This is a genomic window from Streptomyces sp. LUP47B (assembly GCF_001746295.1).
In the GTDB taxonomy this organism is placed as follows: domain Bacteria; phylum Actinomycetota; class Actinomycetes; order Streptomycetales; family Streptomycetaceae; genus Streptomyces.
Map to the genome: position 1 here is coordinate 479950 of NZ_MJAH01000002.1, position 16021 is coordinate 495970.

Annotated in this window: 16 protein-coding genes; 10 read left to right on the forward strand and 6 right to left on the reverse strand. The window is 71.8% G+C overall.

The window, feature by feature from the left end; translation table 11 throughout:
* Nucleotides 1–37 precede the first annotated feature (37 nt).
* Genes BFN33_RS08770 through BFN33_RS08780 form a run of 3 tightly spaced genes read left to right on the forward strand, consistent with a single transcriptional unit; the run spans nucleotide 38 to nucleotide 2862 of the window.
* A complete protein-coding gene (locus BFN33_RS08770) occupies nucleotides 38–1471 on the forward strand; it encodes an MFS transporter (RefSeq protein ID WP_069759334.1) in 1434 nt (477 codons plus the stop codon).
* A gap of 51 nt (nucleotides 1472–1522) precedes the next feature.
* Nucleotides 1523–2062: a SigE family RNA polymerase sigma factor gene (locus BFN33_RS08775; RefSeq protein ID WP_069759335.1), complete on the forward strand. Its 540-nt coding sequence runs from the start codon at nucleotides 1523–1525 to the stop codon at nucleotides 2060–2062.
* A gap of 29 nt (nucleotides 2063–2091) precedes the next feature.
* Nucleotides 2092–2862, forward strand: coding sequence for a hypothetical protein (locus BFN33_RS08780; protein WP_256122692.1), 771 nt, complete (start codon nucleotides 2092–2094; stop codon nucleotides 2860–2862).
* Nucleotides 2863–2878: 16 nt separating this feature from the next.
* On the opposite strand, the gene BFN33_RS08785 is transcribed toward BFN33_RS08780, so the two are convergent.
* Nucleotides 2879–3511 (reverse strand): response regulator transcription factor, encoded by a 633-nt coding sequence (locus tag BFN33_RS08785; protein WP_069759337.1) that lies wholly within the window; start codon nucleotides 3509–3511, stop codon nucleotides 2879–2881.
* A 157-nt stretch (nucleotides 3512–3668) separates the two neighbouring features.
* Nucleotides 3669–5048 (reverse strand): sensor histidine kinase, encoded by a 1380-nt coding sequence (locus BFN33_RS08790; protein WP_069759338.1) that lies wholly within the window; start codon nucleotides 5046–5048, stop codon nucleotides 3669–3671.
* A gap of 369 nt (nucleotides 5049–5417) precedes the next feature.
* On the opposite strand from BFN33_RS08790, the gene BFN33_RS08795 reads away from it, so the two are divergent.
* Genes BFN33_RS08795 through BFN33_RS08805 form a run of 3 tightly spaced genes read left to right on the forward strand, consistent with a single transcriptional unit; the run spans nucleotide 5418 to nucleotide 8360 of the window.
* Entirely contained in the window at nucleotides 5418–6293 is an 876-nt protein-coding gene (locus BFN33_RS08795) for a MaoC/PaaZ C-terminal domain-containing protein (protein ID WP_069759339.1), read from the forward strand.
* A gap of 31 nt (nucleotides 6294–6324) precedes the next feature.
* Nucleotides 6325–7401 carry a Zn-dependent alcohol dehydrogenase gene (locus BFN33_RS08800; RefSeq protein WP_069759340.1) on the forward strand — a complete coding sequence of 359 codons (1077 nt, stop codon included), beginning with the start codon at nucleotides 6325–6327 and terminating at the stop codon, nucleotides 7399–7401.
* Nucleotides 7402–7409: 8 nt separating this feature from the next.
* Entirely contained in the window at nucleotides 7410–8360 is a 951-nt protein-coding gene (locus tag BFN33_RS08805) for a 3-oxoacyl-ACP reductase (protein ID WP_069759341.1), read from the forward strand.
* Between the two features lie 67 nt (nucleotides 8361–8427).
* On the opposite strand, the gene BFN33_RS53075 is transcribed toward BFN33_RS08805, so the two are convergent.
* Entirely contained in the window at nucleotides 8428–8580 is a 153-nt protein-coding gene (locus BFN33_RS53075) for a hypothetical protein (RefSeq protein WP_088245287.1), read from the reverse strand.
* 97 nt (nucleotides 8581–8677) lie between these two features.
* The gene (locus BFN33_RS08810; protein ID WP_088245288.1) at nucleotides 8678–10060 is read right to left on the reverse strand and encodes a hypothetical protein; all 1383 of its coding nucleotides are present in this window, start codon (nucleotides 10058–10060) and stop codon (nucleotides 8678–8680) included.
* Between the two features lie 187 nt (nucleotides 10061–10247).
* On the opposite strand from BFN33_RS08810, the gene BFN33_RS08815 reads away from it, so the two are divergent.
* From BFN33_RS08815 to BFN33_RS08825, 3 genes are read left to right on the forward strand one after another with little or no spacing between them, the layout of a single operon-like run.
* Nucleotides 10248–11096, forward strand: a complete 849-nt coding sequence (locus BFN33_RS08815) for a Nif3-like dinuclear metal center hexameric protein (protein ID WP_069759342.1) — start codon at nucleotides 10248–10250, stop codon at nucleotides 11094–11096.
* Nucleotides 11093–11836 carry a zinc ribbon domain-containing protein gene (locus BFN33_RS08820; RefSeq protein ID WP_218108971.1) on the forward strand — a complete coding sequence of 248 codons (744 nt, stop codon included), beginning with the start codon at nucleotides 11093–11095 and terminating at the stop codon, nucleotides 11834–11836. The genes BFN33_RS08815 and BFN33_RS08820 overlap by 4 nt, the downstream gene beginning before the upstream one ends.
* A gap of 11 nt (nucleotides 11837–11847) precedes the next feature.
* Nucleotides 11848–12978, forward strand: a complete 1131-nt coding sequence (locus BFN33_RS08825; protein WP_069759659.1) for a bifunctional RNase H/acid phosphatase — start codon at nucleotides 11848–11850, stop codon at nucleotides 12976–12978.
* Here BFN33_RS08825 and BFN33_RS08830 read toward each other — a convergent pair.
* Complete coding sequence (locus BFN33_RS08830; protein ID WP_069759344.1) at nucleotides 12961–13611, reverse strand: bifunctional 4-hydroxy-2-oxoglutarate aldolase/2-dehydro-3-deoxy-phosphogluconate aldolase; 651 nt, start codon at nucleotides 13609–13611, stop codon at nucleotides 12961–12963. The two genes, BFN33_RS08825 and BFN33_RS08830, sit on opposite strands and share 18 nt — an antisense overlap.
* Nucleotides 13612–13680: 69 nt before the next feature.
* A complete protein-coding gene (gene yaaA / locus BFN33_RS08835) occupies nucleotides 13681–14463 on the reverse strand; it encodes a peroxide stress protein YaaA (protein ID WP_069759345.1) in 783 nt (260 codons plus the stop codon).
* Nucleotides 14464–14540: 77 nt separating this feature from the next.
* On the opposite strand from yaaA, the gene BFN33_RS08840 reads away from it, so the two are divergent.
* Entirely contained in the window at nucleotides 14541–15968 is a 1428-nt protein-coding gene (locus BFN33_RS08840) for an RNB domain-containing ribonuclease (RefSeq protein WP_069759346.1), read from the forward strand.
* Nucleotides 15969–16021 lie beyond the last annotated feature (53 nt).

The window sequence follows — 16021 nt, forward strand, 5'->3', positions numbered from 1 at the left end:
TTATATTCTCTTGGGGAAGTGGAGCCGGGTTGAGAGCATGACCGCCATGCTCGAAGCCGCTGAAATCGCCCGCAGACCCCGTCGTCCCCGGTCGGTCCCGCCCGCCTGGCTGGTGGTGGCGCTGGCGTGCGCGGGCCAGTTCCTGGTCGTCCTCGACGTGTCCGTCGTCAATGTGGCGCTGCCGTCCATGCGCGCCGACCTGGGCATGAGCGAGTCCGGCCTGCAGTGGGTGGTGAACGCCTACTCCATCGCCTTCGCCGGTTTCATGCTCCTCGGCGGCCGGGCCGGTGACCTCTACGGCCGCAAGCGGATGTTCCTGGTGGGCCTCGGCCTGTTCACGGCGGCCTCGCTGGCCGGCGGGCTGGCCCAGGGGGACGCCCAGCTGCTGGTCGCGCGGGCCGTGCAGGGGCTGGGCGCGGCGGTGCTGGCGCCCGCGACGCTGACCATTGTCACGTCGGCCGTCCCGGAGGGGGCCGCGCGGGCCCGGGCCATCGCCACCTGGACGGCGGTGGGCGCGGGTGGCGGCGCCGCGGGCGGATTCGTCGGCGGACTTCTGGTGGACACCCTGTCCTGGCGCTGGGTGCTGCTGATCAATGTTCCCGTCGGCGCGCTGGTCCTGCTGGGCTCGCTGCTGTGGCTGACCGAGAGCCGCAGCGGGGACGGGCGGCGCCTCGACCTGCCGGGAGCGCTGCTGGTCACCGGGGGACTGGCGGTATTGGCGTACGGCATCTCGCAGACCGAGGCCGAGGGCTGGACGGCGGCCGCCACCCTGCTCCCGCTGGCCGCCGGGCTCGCGCTGGTAGGGGGCTTCCTCCTCGTCGAGTCCCGTACGGCCGCCCCGCTGATGCCCCTCGGGCTGCTGAGGGTGCGGGCGGTGGCGTCGGCGAACGCGGCGATGTTCCTGAGCGGCTCCGCGATGTTCTCCATGTGGTACTTCATGACGCTCTACGCCCAGAACGTCCTCGGCTACTCACCCCTGGCCGCCGGAGCCGCCCTGATCCCGACCTCGCTGGCGATCGTGGTCGGCTCGAAACTCGCCCCGCGCTTCATGCGCCGGCTCGGGGCCCGGTGGGTGGCGGTGCTCGGCACGACGGTGGCGGTCTCCGGGTTCGCCTGGCAGTCGACGATGACCGCGGACGGCGCATATGTGACGGCGATCATGTGCCCCGGGATCCTGATGATGCTGGGCGCCGGCCTCGCCACGACCCCGCTCGCCTCGCTGGCCACGTCCGGGGCGGCGCCGGGGGAGGCCGGGCTGGTGTCGGGACTGGTCAACACCTCGCGCACGATGGGCGGCTCACTGGGACTCGCCGTCCTGTCGACGCTGGCGGCTGCGCGGACGGGGGATGTGGCGTCGCCGGAGGCGCTGACGGAGGGGTATGCGCTGGCGTTCCGGGTGGGGACGGGGGTGCTGCTCGGCGGGGTGGTGCTGATGCTGGCCTGGCTGCCGAGAAAGATCTCCGCGAACTGAGGCAACGGTCCGGGCGGCTCATGGACTCCTTCAATCATCTAGGAGGTGCCCATGGGGGATCGGAAACAGGCTCGGGACGAGGAGTTCCAGAGCTTTGTCATCGGCCGCTGGCCGCGGCTGATGCGGACGGCATTTCTCCTCACGGGGGAGCAGCACGCCGCGGAGGACCTGGTCCAGTCGACGCTCGAACAGGCCTATGTGGCCTGGCGCAGGGTCGGCTCGGCGGACGATCCGGAGGCGTATGTACGGCGCGTGATGATCAACGCGCACGCACGCAAGCACCGCAGGAAGCTCAGGGAGTTCCTGGCACGGGGGGACGACTCGGGCCTGGTGCGCGAGATCGCCGACACCGGTGACCGCATCGCCCAGGCCGACGACCGCGGCGCCCTGCTGACGGCGCTGGCCCAACTGCCGCCCCGGCAGCGGGAGGCGGTGGTGCTGCGGTACTGGGAGGACCTGACCGAGACGCAGACGGCCGAGGCGATGGGCTGCTCGGTCGGCTCGGTGAAGAGCAACGCGGCCAAGGGGATCGCGAAACTTCGCGCCATACCAGGACTGGCCGACATGGTGACGCAGGGAGGGCGGAAGTGATGAGCGCGGACCGGGAGAGGAACCACGACATGAGCGACAGTGACATCGCCCTCCTGCTGGCCGACGCCGCCGACGAGGTGGAGATCGGCATAGCCCCCTACCAGGCGGTGCTCCGCGGTGGCCGCAGGCGCCGGGCCCGTCGCTGGGCGGTGGCCGCGGCGACGGCACTGGTGCTCGCGGGGTCCTCGGCGACCCTCGCGGTGGCGGGTCTGCCGGGTCGGGACGGGGGCCAGGTGGCGACCCAGCCGTCCGTCCCGGCCGACGCCGACCCGTCCAGGGTCCTGCAGACCACCCTGGCCACCGGCACCGACCAGGGCACCCGGTGGCGGGTCCTGATCGACGTGTGGTCAGCCCCGCGCGACGAGGAGCAGGCCGAGGCCCAGCGCGCCGCCATGGCCTTGCGCGGTGAGACCCCGCCGGTCGCCCACGATGCCTCCGACCTCATCGGCAAGATCACGTACTTCGTGTACCGCGGCTACGGCGACAGGACGACGAAGATCATGGAGAACACGGTCCCGAAGTCGGACACCATGACCGGCACGGACCTCATCTCCGGCTCGCTCCCGCTCCAGCCCGACGCCAAGGCGGACGTCCGTCTCGTCGTCGGCTACATCGCCAAGACCGCCCAGCGCGTCAACTGCACCTGGACGAACGACACGGCGACGGTGGTGGAGAAGGCCGGCTCCGCGACCGGCAGCGGCGGCCCGGCGATCCGGTCGGCGGAGGGCTCCCCCTACAACTGGTTCGTGTGCCTGGCACCGAAGGGCACCGAGTACAAGACGGCGGAGGTGATCGGGTAGGGAGCGGCGGCCGGGCTCACAACCACCCCTGTTGCCGGGCCGCCCGTACCGCCTCCATCCGGTTGCGGGTGCCCGTCTTGCCGATGGCGGAGGAGAGGTAGTTGCGGACGGTGGACTCGGAGAGGTGGAGCTTGCCGGCGATGTCGGCGACCGTCGCGCCGTCCGTGGACGCCTTGAGGACATCGCACTCGCGGGCGGTGAGGGGGTTCGGGCCGGCGCTCAGGGCAGCCGCGGCGAGGGCCGGGTCGATCACGGTCTCGCCGGTCAGCACCCGGCGGATCGAGACCGCCAGCTCCTCCACGGGACCGTCCTTGACGAGGAAACCGGCTGCACCCGCCTCCATGGCCCGGCGGAGGTAGCCGGGTCGTCCGAAGGTGGTCAGGATCAGCACGCGGCAGTCCGGCGCCTGGTCGCGCAGTTCGGCGGCGGCGTCCAGACCGCTCATCCCCGGCAGCTCGATGTCGAGCAGCGCCACGTCGGGGCGATGGAGGAGCGCCGCGTCCACGATCGCGTCCCCGGCCGCGACCTGGGCCACGACCTCGATGTCCGCCTCCATTCCGAGCAGCAGCGCGAGCGCCCCGCGCATCATGCCCTGGTCCTCGGCGAGCAGCACGCGGATGGACTTGGCGGCCCGGTGCTCCCGGGGCATCTCGTTCACGGCCCAAGAGTAGGGCGCGTCGGCGGGAGCGGTGGGGGTGTGACGTCGTTGCGCCGACGCGCAGGATCCTTGAGAACAGAAGACTCCTTGAGAACCGAAGGATCTTTGAGAGCTGAAAGGACAGAAGACGGGACGGACCCGTACGGCGTCACCCGGCCACCTCGCCGATCCGGGCCCCGCGCACCGCCCCCGCCGGCTCCCCGGGCCGCTCCGGCGCCACCGACTCGACCGGCAGCTCGGCCCGCACCACGAAGCCGCCCCGTGACCCCGGGCCGGCCTCCAACCACCCGCCGGCCGCGGCCAGCCGCTCGGCGAGCCCCTTGAGACCGGTGCCGCCGACGACCGGGATGGACACCGCGCCGGAGGTCTCAACCCCGCACTCACCGCCACACTCACCCCCGCGCTCACGCACGGTCGGCCCCGTGCCCGCCGCCATCCCCCGGCCGTCGTCCCAGACCCGCAGCCGTACCCGTTCCGCCGAGCCCCGCACGGAGATCTCGCAGCGCTGCGCCCCGCTGTGCCGTACCGCGTTGGTAACCGCCTCGCGGACCACCCAGCCCAGCAGGGCCTCGGTCTGGGCGGCGAGCGGGTTGCCGGAGCGGTGGACGACCGGCTCGATGCCCGCGGCGCGCAGGGCCGAGGCGGCCCGGTCGAGGTCGGTGCTGAGGCTGCCCTCGCGGTAGCCGGTCACCGCCTCACGGATCTCGGTGAGCGCCTGGCGGCCCACCGACTCGATGTCGGAGACCTGGACGAGCGCCGCGTCCAGGTCGCGGGGGGCGAGGCGCCGGGCCGCCTCCGACTTCACCACGATCACCGACAGGGTGTGCCCGAGCAGGTCGTGCAGATCGCGGGAGAACCGCAGCCGCTCCTCCTCGACCGCACGCCGGGCCAGTTCCTCGCGGGCCTCCCGCAACTGCCGTACCGCCTCCGAGAGGGACATGATCGCGGCCGTCACCATCGTCGAGATCCACGTGGCGTACGCGGTGTCGAGTCCGCCCCAGCCGTCACGGAAGACGGAGACAGCGCCGGCGACCACGGCCACCACCGCACCCACCCACCGCAGGTGCGGCAGCCGTACGACCGCGCCCGTCGCGAGGCCGAACAGCGGGAAGAACAGCAGCCAGTTGCCGCCGTAGGCCAGCGCCAGACCGCAGGTGACCAGGCCCATCAGCACCAGGGCCACCCGAGTGGAGAGCGCGTCCCGGGTCTGCTTGTGGAAGGCGCGGAAGGCGACGTAGATGTAGAGCGAGTTGAAGGTGAGCAGCCCCAGGCCGCCGATCCACGGGTTGGAGGCGTTGCCCTGGAAGAGGTTGGAGAAGGCGCCCATCCCCAGCAGCAGCCACGGCAGCAGACCGAAGCCGCTGCCCAGGCCCGCGTTCGCGGGGACCTCGCCTGCCTTCTGTGCGGCCTTGTACTCGGCGTTGAGGCGCTTCTTGTTCGCCTTGTAGTACCGCTGGTGTTTCTGGGCCTCGCGGACCCCCTCGCGGATCTCGTCCACGCGGCACGAGAGCTTGCGCGACCAGAACATGACCGTTCCTCCCCCCAGAGGTTCCCGGCGTGCTGCCGGTACGCCAGAACAGCGTACGAACCCGCTCGTGTCTCCTGTTGTCATACCGACGACGCTACGGATCGCGGACTCCGCCCGGCAGATGTGCGTGTACGGACTTGGGCAGTACAAATGTCACGGTGCCGGAACCCGGGCGGGACCCACCCGACGACCCCATCTGACACTCCGTCAGGAGTCTTCACAACTGCGGTTGGCTCGGCTATACAGAGGGCGCCGGACTGGAACGCGTTCTAGATCGGCCCGCGACGACCTCGGTGCGGCCGACGGTGCGGACGGCCGTACCGAGGTCTTGACTCCGCCACGGTCGGATCCGCCACTGTCAGGAGCCGTATGCCCATCGACGCAGCCAAGGCACTCGCCGCCGAGCCCCGGACCGGCGAGATCTCCTGGAACACCAAGGACGTCCAGCTCTACCACCTCGGCATCGGGGCGGGCTCGCATCCTGACAAACCCAGCCCCGCCACCGACCCCGACGAACTGCGCTACACCCTCGAATCCCGGCTGCACGTCCTGCCGAGCTTCGCCACGGTCGCGGGCTCGGGGTCGCCGGGAGTGATCAGCGGTCTGTCCATGCCCGGCATCGACGTCGATCTCGCCAAGGTCCTGCACGGCGGCCAGTCACTGACCATCCACCGTCCCCTCCCCGCCCAGGGCACCGCGACCGCCACGAACCGCATCGCCGCCGTGTACGACAAGGGCAAGGCGGCCGTCCTGGTGATGCGGACCGACGTCGCGGACGACGAGGGCCCGTTGTGGACCAACGACGCCCAGATCTTCGTCCGCGGAGAGGGCGGCTGGGGCGGCGACCGAGGCCCCTCCGCACGCCTCGACCCCCCGGCCGGCGAACCCGACCGGACCGTGCAGCGACCCATCCGCGAGGACCAGGCGCTGCTCTACCGCCTCTCCGGCGACTGGAACCCGCTGCACGCCGACCCGGAGTTCGCCAAGGTCGCCGGGTTCGAACGGCCCATCCTGCACGGGCTGTGCACCTACGGCATCACGCTGAAGGCGGTCGTCGACACGCTGCTCGGCGGCGACGTGACCCGGGTGCGGTCGTATGTCACCCGGTTTGCCGGGGTCGTGTACCCGGGGGAGACCCTGCGGATCCGTATGTGGCACAGCCCGCACTCCACCCGGGTTGCCGTCGGCGCGGTCGAGCGGGACGACGCGCCCGTCCTCGCCGACACCATCGTCGAACACTCCTGAACCCAGAACGCCGTACGAGGGGAGCCGCACCATGCGCGCAGCCGTACTGCACGAGATCGGCCAGGAAAAGCTCGAAGTCCTCGACGACGTCGAGGCGGTGGGCTTCGGCCCCGGCAGGGTACGGATCCGGGTCCGGGCCACCGGACTGTGCCACTCGGACCTGTCCGCCATGGCCGGGGTCCTCCCGCAGCCGGCGCCCTTCGTCCCCGGTCACGAGGGCGCGGGCGAGATCCTCGAAGTCGGGGAAGGCGTCAGCCACTTGAAGGCCGGCGACCGGGTCGTCGTCTGCTGGCTGCCCGCCTGCGGAGCCTGTCCAGCCTGCAAGCGCGGCCAGACCGAGCTGTGCCTGGCCGGGTTCATGAACGCGGGCACCCCCAACTTCAGGCGGCCCGGCGGCGATGTGTTCGGCTTCGCGGGCACCGGCACCTTCACCGAGGAGGTCGTCGTCGACGCGGGCTGCGCGGTGCCGATCCCCGACGACGTGCCCTTCGACATCGCGGCACTGATCGGCTGCGGGGTCACCACCGGACTCGGCGCCGCCCTCAACACCGCGGACGTGGAGGCCGGTTCGTCGGTCGCCGTCATCGGCTGCGGAGGCGTCGGCATCTCCGCCATCCAGGGGGCCCGTCTCAAGGGCGCCGCCGAGATCGTCGCGGTCGACCCGGTCGCCTCGCGCCGCGAGGCCGCCCTCGAATTCGGCGCCACCCGGGCCGTCTCCCCGGACGAACTGGCCGACGCCAAACAGCAGGTGACCGCGGGCGAGGGCTTCGACTATGTCTTCGAGGTCGTCGGCAAGTCGGCGACCGCCAGGACGGCGTACGAGACCACCCGGCGCGGCGGCACCCTCGTCGTCGTCGGCGCGGGCGCCATGGACGACTTCCTCCAGCTCAACATGTTCGAGCTGTTCTTCGACGAGAAGCGCATCCTGCCGTCCATGTACGGCGGCGGTGACGTCCTGCGTTCCTACGAGCGGACCATCGCCCTGTGGCGGGCCGGCCGCGTCGACCTGGACCGTCTGATCACCCACCGGGTGCCGCTGAGCGAGATCAACGAGGCGCTCGACCAGATGCGTACGGGGGCCTCGCTCCGTACCTGCATCGAGATCTGAGGGCGGCGATGACCGTGCCACTGCCACTCGAAGGGCTCGCGGCGATCGTCACCGGCGCCGGCCGGGGGCTGGGCCGGGCCGAGGCGCTGGAGCTGGCCCGGCTCGGCGCGGCCGTGGTCGTCAACGACTACGGACAGCCGGGCCGGGACGGTTCCGGCGAGGCCTCCGCGGGCCCGGCCGAGCAGGTCGCCGAGGAGATCCGGGCCGCGGGCGGACAGGCCGTCGCCCACACCGGGGACGTGGCCGACCACCAACAGGCCGCTCGGCTCGTCGAGTTGGCGATCGACGAGTTCGGCAAGCTCGACATCCTCGTCAACAACGCCGGCATCCTGCGCGACCGCATGGTCTTCTCCATGACCGAGGGCGAGTGGGACGCGGTGATCCGGGTCCACCTCAAGGGCCACTTCAACACGACCCGGTTCGCGGCCGCCCACTGGCGGGAGCGGTCCAAGGCGGCGGGCGGGCCGGTGTACGGCCGTATCGTGAACACCTCCTCGGAGGCGTTCCTCGCCGGGTCCGCGGGACAGCCCAACTACGCGGCAGCCAAGGGCGGAATCGTCGGGCTCACCACCTCGACGGCCCTCGCGCTCGCCAAGTACGGCGTGACGGCCAACGCCATCTGCCCGCGCGCCCGCACCCGGATGACCGAGGACGTCTTCTCGGGAGCGGGGTTCGAGCAGCCCGAGTCGGGACTCGATCCGCTCGCCCCCGAGCATGTCGCCCCGCTCGTCGGCTACTTGGCCTCACCGGCGGCCGAGCGTGTGAACGGCCAGCTGCTGGTCGTCCACGGAGGGATGGTCGTGGTCGTCGAACGACCGCGGGTGCAGGCCAAGTTCGACAGCAAGCAGGACACCTTCACCTACGACGAACTGGACGCCCTGCTCACCCCGCACTACGCGCGGCGGCCGGCGGAGGAGACGTTCGCGGCGGCCGAAGTGCTGGGACTCAAAAGGGAGTAGAGCAGAGAGTAGACGCGCAACGGCCCGCTCCCAGAACAAGGAGCGGGCCGTGTGTCGTCGTCTGTCCTCAGGCCGCGGCCTCGGTCTGCTCGACCGACTTGCGGTGACGGCCACGCGGGGCCGTCTCGCCGTCCTGGACCGATACCGGACCCCGGTGCTTACCGTGGCCCGTGGACTCCTGGACGTCTGCAGTCGACTGGTTCGTGCTGGCGTCGCTCATGGAAGAAATTCACCCCGTCAACATGATCTTTCTTTACAGCGGGGCGAGTTTAACCGGCGCACCACGGGCCGAATCCAGGCGGCCGGGCCAACCGGCACTACTTCGTTACAAGATTGCCCAACGGGGCTTGCTGCAAGGGCACAGGACGTGCCACGACAGGCTCCGGAGGACCCGATTCGGGCGCCTGCGGGGCCGTACCGCCGCCGCCCTGGGGATCCTCCGGGCCCGCGTCCCCCGCCCCCGTTCCCCCCGTTCCCCCCGGGCCCTCCGCCTCCCCGGTGAGGGCCCCGCTCCTCGGTGCCGCCGCCCACCGCGCCACCCCGCACGGCGCGTCCGCCGTCGCGTACGGCAGGAGCAGTTCACCGGCCTCGGTCCACAGCCCGGAACCCGCCAACCACCCCTCGGGCCCTTGCAGATGCTGGACCTGCCGTGCGGCGGGCCGCCACACCCCCACCCAGCCGCCCATCGGGCCGTTGATCCACAAGGCCACCCCGCAGCACTCCGGCGTCAGCACCTGCCCGGGCTGGATCGCGAACGGTGTCACCGCGCAGTCCGGCACCCGCAGGCACTCCGGGAACCGCACCGGCAACGTGCTGCCCAGCACCCCCCAGCCCAGCCGCGCGCGCCCCGGAGAGGGCGCGTCCGAGGAGATCAGCAGCAGCCCGCTGTCCGGGTCGGCCAGCAGCAGCCGGTCATCGCTGCCGTCGGCGATCTGCAGCAGCGGCGACACCTCCCCGGCGCGCGCCAGATCGACCACGACCGCCTTGGTCCGCCCGCCCACCTCCCGGTCCAGGGCCAGCATCCGCCCGGTCCGGTCCAGCCACACCCCGCCCGAGCAGCGCCCCGGGATCTCCGCGAGGTGCTCGGGCCCGAAGGCACCGCCCGCCACCAGCCACACGGCACTGGAGCGCGGGCCCACGGCGAGGGCGTACGCCTTCTCACCACCCGGCGCCGGCGGCAGCAGCCACAGGGCCGCCCCTTCCTCCGGGCACTCGACCGCGCCCATCGGCAGTTCGCCGGTGGCCGGGCCGGTCGGGTAGAGCAGCGAGAAGTTGTGCCGCCCGTCCGCGAACCGCCTGATCAGCACCCGCCCGTCGCCCATCGGCTGCACCTCGGTGCCGGGCTCCTCGGGCTGGTTGCCCGGCAGCGGCACCGCGTAGGGCTCCGGGCCGTCCAGCGTCCAGCGCTCCGGGAACCAGGAGCCGCCGTCCTGGGCGAGACGGGCCGCATAGGAGCCGTCGACGGTGATCACACACTCCGGCCGCGGGGTCTCCCCATTCCCGGCCCGCGGTGTCTGCCCGTTCTCGGCGATCGCGTACTCGGTCCGCGGCGTCTTCCCGTTCTCGTTCCCGTTCACGGCGATCGCGCACTCCGTCCGCGGGGGCTCCCCGTCCTCGGTGATCGCGTACTCGGTCCGCGGGGTCTCCCCGTCCTCGTTCTTCTCGTTCGCCGCCGCGGGTTCGATGGCACAGGCCGTCATCGTCCGGTCACCTCCGGCCACGAAGGTAGTTTTCGCACGCACAGGCGTGGGACGGCCGCGCTTCCCCTTCACACAAAGGGGTGGCCCAGGAACGATTCGCCTGAGGAAACCGGGGCGACTGTGCTGAGCGGGACACCCGTGGGCAGCTCGGGTTCGGCGGGACAGACCAGGCAGGTAGCCTTTCCCCGTGCCCCGTCTGTCTGAAGTCATCACCGCGCTGGAGAACCTGTGGCCCGCCGAGCGGGCCGAGTCCTGGGACGCGGTCGGCACCGTCGTGGGCGAACCCGACCAGGAGGTCACGCGGGTCCTCTTCGCCGTCGACCCGGTCCAGGAGATCGTCGACGAGGCGGTGAAGCTGGGCGCGGACCTGCTGGTCACCCACCACCCCCTCTATCTGCGCGGTACGACGACCGTGGCGGCCTCGCACTTCAAGGGCCGGGTCGTCCACACCCTCATCAAGAACGACATCGCGCTGCACGTCGCCCACACCAACGCGGACACCGCCGACCCGGGCGTCTCGGACGCGCTCGCGGGCGCGCTCGACCTGCGGGTCGTACGGCCGCTGGTGCCGGACCCGACGGACCCGTCGGGGTGCCGGGGCCTGGGGCGGGTGTGCGAGGTCGACCCCCCGATGACCGTCCGCGAGCTCGCCGCGCGGGCCGCCGAGCGCCTGCCCGCCACCGCGCAGGGCATCCGCGTGGCCGGCGACCCCGCGGCTGTGGTCCGCACGATCGCCGTCAGCGGCGGCTCCGGCGACAGCCTCTTCGACCAGGTCCGCGCGGCCGGCGTCGACGCCTTCCTCACCGCGGACCTCCGCCACCACCCCGTGTCGGAGTTCATCGCGGATCGCGCCCACAGTCCTCTCGCGCTGCTCGACGCGGCGCACTGGGCCACCGAGTGGCCCTGGTGCGAGCTGGCCGCCGCCCAGCTCGACGAGATCTCCGACCGCCACGGCTGGGACCTGCGCGTGCACGTCTCCAGGACGGTCACCGACCCCTGGACCAGCCACTCCCCTTCACCTGGAGCCCCCAACTGAACGCCGCGCCCGCCGACCAGATCCGACTTCTCGACGTCCAGGACCTCGACGTCCGCCTCCAGCAGCTCGCCCACAAGCGCAGGTCGCTGCCCGAGCACGCCGAGATCGAGTCGCTCACCAAGGACGCCACCCAGCTGCGCGACCTCCTCGTGGCCGCCCAGACCGAGCAGAGCGACACCGCCCGCGAGCAGACCAAGGCCGAGCAGGACGTGGACCAGGTGCGCCAGCGCGCCACCCGCGACCAGCAGCGCCTTGACTCCGGAGCCGTGACCTCGCCCAAGGACCTGGAGAACCTCCAGCGCGAGATCACCTCCCTCGCCAAGCGCCAGGGCGACCTCGAGGACATCGTCCTGGAGGTCATGGAGCGTCTGGAGTCCGCGCAGGAGCGGGCGGCCGAGCTGACCGAGCGGGTCGCCTCCGTCCAGTCGAAGATCGAGGACGCCACCGCCCGCCGGGACGCGGCCCTCGAAACGCTGGACGGCGAGATCGCCTCGGTGACCAAGGAGCGCGAGGTCATCTCCGCCACCGTCCCCGCCGACCTGCTCAAGCTCTACGACAAGCTCCGCGAGCAGCAGGGCGGCATCGGTGCGGCCAAGCTGTACCAGCGCACCTGCCAGGGCTGCCGCCAGGAGCTGGCCATCACCGACATCAACGAGATCCGCGCGGCCGCGCCCGACACCGTGGTCCGCTGCGAGAACTGCCGCCGCATCCTGGTGCGCACGTCCGAGTCCGGCCTCTGAGGAGCATGGGCGTGCGGGAGTTCATCGTCGAGGCCGACGGAGGCTCGCGGGGCAACCCCGGCCCCGCCGGCTACGGCTGCGTGGTGCTGGACGCGGCGACGGGGGAGACCCTGGTCGAGACGTACGAGTACCTCGGCGTCGTCACGAACAACGTCGCCGAGTACCGGGGCCTGCTGGCCGGCCTGCGCGCCGCGCACGACCTGGACCCGTCCGCCTCCGTGCACGTCCGCATGGACTCCAAGCTCGTCGTCGAGCAGATGTCGGGACGCTGGAAGATCAAGCATCCGGACATGAAGCCGCTCGCTCTGGAGGCGGGACGGGTGTTCCCGCCGGGGCGGGTGACGTACGAGTGGATCCCGAGGGAGCAGAACAAGCGGGCCGATCGGCTGGCGAACGAGGCGATGGACTCGGGGGCGTCGGCGAGTTCGGTACGGAAACTGTCTCCCGCCAAGGCTGAGGCCGATGTACGGGCTGCCACAGCTGTCGCCGGTTCCGGCTGGGGGCCCGCCGACATGGGGGCGCCGGCTACCTTCGTGCTCCTGCGCCACGGTGAGACGCCCCTGACCCCCCAGAAGCGGTTCTCGGGCAGCGGCGGTACCGATCCCGCCCTCTCCGACGTCGGCAGGGAACAGGCCGCGAGGGCCGCCGAAGCCCTGGCCGACCGGGGCACGATCCAGCACATCCTCGCCTCGCCACTGACCCGGACCCGGCAGACCGCCGCCGCCGTGGCGGAGCGTCTGGGCCTTGAGGTCACCGTCGAGGACGGCCTGATCGAGACCGACTTCGGCGCCTGGGAGGGCCTGACCTTCGGCGAGGTGCGCGAACGCTACCCGGACGACCTGAACACCTGGCTGTCCGACCCGGAGGCCGAACCCACCGGCGGCGGTGAGAGCTTCGCGGCCACGGCGACCCGGATCGCGGCGACCAGGGACAAGCTCGTGGCGGCGTACGCGGGCCGCACGGTTCTGCTCGTCACCCACGTCACCCCGATCAAGACGTTCGTACGTCTCGCCCTCGGCGCCCCGCCCGAGTCCCTGTTCCGCATGGAACTCTCGGCGGCCTCCCTGTCGGCGGTCGCGTACTACGCCGACGGCAACGCGAGCGTACGGCTGCTCAACGACACGTCACACCTGCGCCCGTAGCGTCTTCAGCCCGGCGGCCTCGCGGGCCAGCGCTTCCACCCGTCCCCAGTCCCGCGCGGCGATCGCATCCGCCGGAAGCATCCAAGTGCCGCCGACACAGCTGACGTTGGGGAGGGCCAGGTAGTCGGGCGCGTTGGCGGAACCTATGCCCCCCGTCGGGCAGAACCGTGCCTGCGGCAACGGCCCGGCGAGCGACCTCAGATACGCCGTACCGCCGGCGGCCTCGGCCGGGAAGAACTTCATCTCCGTGACGCCCCGCTCCAGCAGCGCCACGACCTCCGACGTGGTCGACACCCCGGGCAGGAACGGCACCCCGGACGCCCGCATCGCCTCCAGGAGTACGTCCGTCCAGCCCGGGCTGACGAGAAAGCGCGCACCGGCGGCCACCGTCTCCGTCACCTGATCCGGCGTGATGACGGTCCCCGCGCCCACCACGGCCTCCGGCACCTCCCCGGCGATAGCCCGGATCGCGTCCAGGGCGACCGGCGTCCGCAAGGTCACCTCGATCGCGGGCAGCCCTCCGGCGACCAGGGCGCGCGCGAGCGGTACGGCGTCGGAGGCGTCTTGGAGGACGACGACGGGGACGACGGGGGCGATGTCGAGCAGCGAGGAGTGCGGCGAGGAGGAGGCCATGGCGTCATCCTGCCGAAGCGGTGCGCAGGGCGCAAAGGTCGTTGCATCCTCCGCAATGGCGGCGTCTGGCTAGTGGATCTCGTCCACCACCACATCCAGCGCCCACGCCTGTCCGGCCTTCGCGGGCGCCGACGCCTCCACCACGTACCCGAGCCCCCGCAGCACCTCCACCAGCTCGGCAGGGTCCTTGGGTGCGATCCCCGCCGACAGCAGACTGCGCACCATCCGCCCCTTGGTCGCCTTGTTGAAGTGGCTGACGACCTTCCGCGTCGGCGCGTGCAGCACCCGTACGGTCGCCGTCCGCCCCGCGACCTCGCCCTTCGGCTTCCACGCGGCCGCGTACGCGGAGGACCGCAGGTCGAGCACGAGCCCGTCGCCTGCGGCCTCGGTGAGCACGGAGGCCATCGGTGCACGCCAGTGCGCGCCCAGCGCCCCGAGCCCCGGCAGCTTGACCCCCATCGAGCAGCGGTACGACGGAATCCGGTCCGTCACCCGGACCGCTCCCCAAAGCCCCGAGAACACGAGCAGCGAACGCCCGGCACGCTTCTTCGCGGCGGCGTCCAGGGAGGCCAGGTCGAGGGCGTCGTAGAGCACGCCTGTGTAGATCTGCCCGGCCGGCCGGGCCCCCGCGGTCTTGAGCCCGGCGTTCTTCGCGATCTCGCCGCGCAGTCCCTCGCTCAGCCCGAGCACGTCGCGCGCCTTCTCCTCGTCCCCGGCGCACAGCTCGACGAGTTCCTCGAGGATCGCCGCACGGGCCTCGGTGAGCCCCGGCAGCGACAGCGTCTCCAGCTTCAGCGGGGCGCCACGACCGGAGGACGCCTTGCCTTCGGAGGGAGGCAGCAGGACAAGCACGGGATCGATCTCCTTCGGTTGAGCTCCGAGACAGGGTACGGCGTGCTCCTCGGTGGTCCCGGTCCTACGCTCGCTGTATGCCCCGCCGCCGCATACGTGTGACCGACGCCGCCTTCAGGAGTGCCTTCACGGCCCTGCGCACCGAACTCGGCGTGCCGTCGGACTTCCCTCCCCAGGTGACGGCGGAGGCGGAACAGCCGCCTCTCCTCACGACGTACGACGACGCCACCGACATCCCCCTCTTCACCATCGACCCACCCGGCTCCACCGACCTCGACCAGGCGATGCACCTGACCCGACGGGGCACCGGCTACCGCGTCCGGTACGCCATCGCCGACGTCGCCGCCTTCGTCGTACCCGGATCGGCGCTGGACGCGGAGACCCACCGGCGTGTACTGACCTTGTACTTCCCGGACACGCGGATTGCGTTGCATCCGCCGGTACTGAGTGAGGGCGCCGCGAGCCTCCTCCCGGACCAGGTCCGTCCGGCCGCGCTCTGGACGATCGACCTCGACGCGGACGGCCGTACGACCGCCGCCGACGTCCGCCGCGCCCTCGTCCGCAGCCGGGCCAGGCTCGACTACGAGGGCGTGCAGAAGGGGATCGACTCGGGCGTCGCCGAGGAGCCACTTTTCCTGCTCAAGGAGATCGGTGAGCTCCGCGAACGGCTGGAGGTGGAGCGCGGCGGCATCTCGCTGAACGTGCCGGAGCAGGAGATAGTCCAGCGGAACGGCACCTACGAACTGACGTACCGCGCCGGCCTTCCCGCCGACGGCTGGAACGCCCAGATCTCCCTGCTCACCGGCATGGCGGCAGCCGACCTGATGCTCTCGTACGGCACGGGCGTCCTCCGCACCCTGCCCGCCGCCCCGGACGGCGCGGTGGGACGGCTGCGCCGCACCGCCCACGCCCTGCACATCGACTGGCCGCACCATGTGTCGTACGCGGCGCTGGTGCGTTCCCTGGACCCACGGATCCCCCACCACGCTGCCTTCCTCCAGGAGTGCACGACCCTGCTGCGCGGCGCGGGCTACACGGTCTTCCGGGACGGGGTCCTGCCGGCCATAACCACCCACGCGGCCGTGGCGTCCCCATACGCCCACTGCACGGCCCCGCTGCGGCGGTTGGCCGACCGGTACGCGTCGGAGATCTGCCTGGCGGCGGTGGCGGGGACGGCCGTACCGGACTGGGTGCTCGCGGCCTTCGAGGCGCTGCCCCGCGAGATGGCCGAGGGCGGCCGCCTCGCCGCGACCGCCGAACGGCAGTGCGTCGACATCGTCGAGGCGGCGCTGCTGAAGGACCGGGTGGGGGAGGTGTTCGACGGCTGCGTGGTGGACGTGGAGGAACGCCGACCGACCGTGGGGACCGTGCAGTTGGAGACACCGGCGGTGATCGGGCGGGTGGAGGGGGCGGGGCTCGAGTTGGGGGAGCGGTTGAGGGTGCGGCTGACGCAGGCGGATCCGGCGAGTGCCGGTGGGGCGAAGGTGCGGTTCGCGCCTGCCTGAGTGGATGGCTCGTCGTCGCTCATGATCGTGTGCCACGATCGAGGGAACGGTTC